This is a genomic window from Leptolyngbya sp. FACHB-36 (assembly GCF_014695955.1).
Classification (GTDB): domain Bacteria; phylum Cyanobacteriota; class Cyanobacteriia; order Leptolyngbyales; family Leptolyngbyaceae; genus FACHB-36.
On the sequence record NZ_JACJPG010000399.1, the window covers coordinates 1 to 4,290 of the forward strand.

The 4,290-nt window shown below is 55.2% G+C and carries 5 protein-coding genes; 2 read left to right on the forward strand and 3 right to left on the reverse strand.

The window, feature by feature from the left end; genetic code table 11:
* From H6F43_RS11235 to H6F43_RS11245, 3 genes are all read right to left on the reverse strand, one after another.
* On the reverse strand, nucleotides 1–380 hold a 380-nt coding region (locus H6F43_RS11235; protein WP_190342853.1), incomplete at its 3' end, for an N-acetylmuramoyl-L-alanine amidase.
* A 168-nt stretch (nucleotides 381–548) separates the two neighbouring features.
* A complete protein-coding gene (locus H6F43_RS11240) occupies nucleotides 549–1,553 on the reverse strand; it encodes a 1-acyl-sn-glycerol-3-phosphate acyltransferase (RefSeq protein ID WP_190342854.1) in 1,005 nt (334 codons plus the stop codon).
* Nucleotides 1,554–1,625: 72 nt separating this feature from the next.
* Complete coding sequence (locus H6F43_RS11245) at nucleotides 1,626–2,363, reverse strand: response regulator transcription factor (RefSeq protein ID WP_190342855.1); 738 nt, start codon at nucleotides 2,361–2,363, stop codon at nucleotides 1,626–1,628.
* A gap of 247 nt (nucleotides 2,364–2,610) precedes the next feature.
* Here H6F43_RS11245 and H6F43_RS11250 point away from each other — a divergent pair, with 247 nt between their 5' ends.
* The gene (locus H6F43_RS11250; RefSeq protein WP_242025517.1) at nucleotides 2,611–3,819 is read left to right on the forward strand and encodes a glycosyltransferase family 2 protein; all 1,209 of its coding nucleotides are present in this window, start codon (nucleotides 2,611–2,613) and stop codon (nucleotides 3,817–3,819) included.
* An 83-nt stretch (nucleotides 3,820–3,902) separates the two neighbouring features.
* The coding region (locus H6F43_RS11255) for a hypothetical protein (protein ID WP_190342856.1) at nucleotides 3,903–4,290 on the forward strand (388 nt) is incomplete at its 3' end.

A 4,290-nucleotide genomic window follows, 5' to 3' on the forward strand; every position in this document is an offset into this window, starting at 1 on the left:
GCGCCGCGATTGGGCAGTTGGGGCACCCGTCGCAGCAAGGACAACAGCAGCAAATCTGCGTGCTGCCGTCGCAGGGTGTTGTTGGCGATGTAGAAGACGCTGCTGCCCCGAATCGATGGATTGGACGCGGCGTCTGCATGAATTTCTAATGCGACATCGCCAAAGCGGGCGCGGGCATTAATCCAGTCGATCGTTTGCACAGCGCTCAAATCATCGGGCACTACTAGCACCTCGAAGCTGCGCGGTCGCAACTCGGTCACGATCAAGTCGCGGGTGAGAATCATCTCTCTCGCCTCAGTTGTTCCCGGTACGACCGTTCCTGGATCGGATGCGCCCCCACTTCTGCCGCCGTGCCCCGCCGAAATAAAAATTCGTCCCATCTACCGCGTCCCTTTGTTTGAGCGGGCAATGTTTACCGCCCTTCATCATGCCCTGTTGTATCCTAAGACGCGCCGTCGGACAAACAAAATTAAGACGACTGACTGACTGATCAATCTGACAGACTGCGGCTTGAATCACCCTCACCTTGCCATACTTCCATAGACTTATCAGCGAGTTTTCGATCGCAAGTCATCAATCAGGGTTTGCAAGCGCGATCGCAGCTTCTCTGCCAATTGATACGTCTCAGACCGACTCGGCTCCAACTCATCTTCCCACGGGTGCCACAGCGGTTGCAGCGAGTAGCGGAGCCGAGTCCAAGACGCCCACACGCCCATGGAGGGAAACAGCACAAAGACAAGCACCAGCGGCGAGATGGGAAATAGCGGCATTCCTAGCCAGCGAGCGAGTCGCTTGATGTTGACGGTAAACGGATGCAGAAACTCACTACCCAAGCAGACTACGGGCAAAACGGGCACACGATGACGAATGCTGAGGCGGACAAAGCTGGGGTCAAAGGTGGCAAGCTGATAGCGCTGTCGCCAACCTTTCGCCAAGCCGCGCCAGCCTTCGGGCGCGTAGAGTAGCACTGCGCCTGCTTCGATCGCCGCTTCAAAGCTGTCTGCGTCCGCCCGCACACCACCCAACACCTGCGACCACCCTGACGGTAGCCACCACCGCAACCAGGGGTGATCGAAGAAAATTGAGTGCGCCAGCGGTTGCACGAACCAGTCGCGCTTCTGACTAAGCAGCAGTCCCACGCTCACGAAATCCCAGGGAAAGCACATGCCCGCATGATTCATCGCCATGATTACGGGTGACTTCTCTGGCAGGTTTTCTAGCCCGTGCAGTTCGGCTCGAAAATGGCGCTGGACGATCGCCGCCAGAACCTCAGCTCGAAAGCGCTGTTGATAATCCGGATCGGGGGGAGTTGGGTTCGCGCGAGGCGATCGACCACCCAGTCGCAGCCAGCGAATCAGCAGTGCCAGATAAAATCCTCCTGGCAGCAGAAACAGCAGATACTCCAGCCAGTTCCAGCCGTCTGGGTCAGGTTTGTAGTGCTGCCAGTGGCGATTAAATAAGATCAGCCAGCCAGGAGGGTACCAGAGACAGAACCAGTCAAACCAACCAAAGCGATATGGATAGGGGACTTCCTTTGCGCTCAATCTCCGCACCCATGCACTGCATTACTGTTTTAGTTGCGATCGCGCAGCCAACACAATCACCTTGAGATGGAAGTGCGGGAATCACCCCGCTAGAGACTCTTCGCTCTCGTGCACACCCGCGGCAGGCAGCTCTAGGCAGTAGCCCGCACCATAAACGGTTTTGATGTAGCGGGGATGGCGAGGATCAGGCTCCAACTTAGTGCGGAGATGGCGAACATGCACTCGGATCGTTTCAATGTCATCATCCGGGTCGTAGCCCCACACTTCCTTAAGAATCTCGCTGGGGGAAACTGTCTGCCCGTGCCGCTGAAGTAGACAGTGCAGCAGTTCAAATTCCAGATGCGTCAGTTTTACCGTTTGGTCGAACCAAATTGCTTCAAACCGCTCTGGCACTAGGGTTAAGGGACCGTAGTTAAGAATTTCGGTGTGCTTGGCAGCTTGGGGAATGCGATCGGTCCGACGCAGCAGCGCTCGCACACGCGCTAGCATCTCTTCAATTTCAAACGGCTTGGTCAGATAATCATCTGCACCTGCATTGAAGCCCTCTACCTTATCTTGAGTTTGTCCCAGTGCAGTCAGCATGAGAACAGGAATATCAGCAGTGCGCTCGTCTCGCCGCAGGCGTTGACACACTGTAAACCCATCAACCTTGGGTAGCATCAGGTCCAGCATGATGAGATCCGGCTGCAATTGCAGTGCCATTGCTTGACCCTTGATACCATCACTTGCCTGATCGACGTCGTAGCCAGCCATTTCTAGGTTGACCGCGACCAGTTCCGAGATTGCGGGGTCATCGTCGATGACAAGTATCCGAGGCATCATTAAGTGGGGGGTACGATAAAGTAGAGAATGCAGGAGGTGCGATGTAGAATCCTGTTACAAATTATAAGCAAGGAATCTTAATCTTTCTGAAGTAAGGTAGACCCTAACACAAACATTATTGCTGACTGCAACATATTTTAATCAAGTTCTCAGGTTCTGCAGAACGATCGGGTCGGACAACCTGCTACTGAACGAGGGAGTTTGAGTAGCGCCAGCCATTCTCACAGCGCGAGGAGACATTCCATTGATACTGTTTGCTGCATTGCTGGCATTGATGGGAACGACAGTTTATTTGGCAAAACTGCAACAGGCGATCGATGCAGCGCTGCAGTTGGAGCGCATGATCAGCCCTGCTGGAGAATTGATCACGCACGCGATCGCTAAGCTGTCGGTGATTATTCCTGCCTACAACGAGGTGGACAACATTCGAGCCTGTCTGTTATCAGTTTTGCAAACCACTGACTTGTCTGCTGAGCAGTTAGAGGTCTGGGTCGTCGATGATCAATCGCAGGATGAGACGCTAGCGATCGTCCAAGCGCTGCAACTGGAGCTTGCCGATCCGCGCCTGCACGTTTTGGTTGGGCAACCCCGTCCAGAGCAGCAAACCTGGGTTGGCAAGAATTGGGCATGTACCCAAGCGGTGCAGCACGCGACGGGAGAGTACCTTCTGTTTCTGGATGCGGACGTGCGACTGCAACCTGAGGCGATCGTCACTGCACTTCACACGGCGCAAGCAGAACAAATTGATCTACTCAGTCTAGGTCCGGCGATCGTGTGTGGCTGTCTAGCAGAGTGGCTGGTGCAGCCGCTAGTCGTGAGTTTGCTGGTTGTAGGGTTTGACCCTGACGCCGTGAGTGATCCCAGTACGGACACGGCGTTTGCGGCTGGAATGTTTATGCTGTTTCGACGCAGCGCCTACGAGCAGGTGGGCGGACATCGCGCTGTTGCCGATCAGGTAGTGGAAGACGTGGAGCTAGCGCGGCGGATTAAACGGCAGGGATTGACGCTGCGATACGTTCTGGGGATTGAGAAGCTGTCGGTGCGAATGTATCGATCGTGGACGGCAGTCTGGGAAGGATGGACTAAAAACTGGCATTTGGGTTCGGGTCGTAACTGGCGAGCGTCGCTGTATGGAGCAGTGATCGTTCTCTTGATCTTCACCGTTCCCTGGCTGGGACTCATTGCGCTGTTGATTAAGGGTGCGGTCCTAGGGTTAACCTGGTTTGACGCGGTTGGACTGGGCGTAGTGCTGACAACGATCGCGCTTCACTACCGCCTGCGACTTGCCCTAGAACGGGTGGCGGCAATTCCGCCGCGCTACTGGTGGCTAACTGGTGTTAGTGGAGTGCTGGTAGCCGCGATCGCCCTTGGCTCGATCATTAAAACGGAGACCGGTTGGGGTTGGACGTGGCGGGGGCGATCGCTCAAGCTGCCTGATGAGATGAAGGCATGAGCCGAGAGAAAATTTTGAATTCATTCTGAATTTCAGCTACCAATTACCTACCTCGCTCCAGAACTCTGTCGTTGAAGGTCACAATGCTGAACATCACTGAACCTTTGCCGTGGAACATGCAGCCCAACACGCCTTTTGTGCCGATTTCCCATCAGGGCGAAGTCGTTGGCTTTTGCAAGCCAGGTGTGGCAGCGCAAGTTGTGGAGGCGCTGAATGAGAACGATCGTCTACAAAAAGCGCTACTGTTGGCGTGCCGTGATTTAGCCGCCGCAGACCCCAGACTGAGTGCCGAGGAGCGAACGCAGCAGTATATTGCCCAAGCGGAGCGCCCCAAAAGCGGTACGCGGGCGATCGCGCGGCTGCTGCAAGAGCGGCAAGAAGAACTCGACGTGACCGATGAGGAGTTTGCCAAGTTTTGCGATTCGTTTCGCTTATCGCGGGAGGAACTGCGGAATATCTGCACAGGCGAGC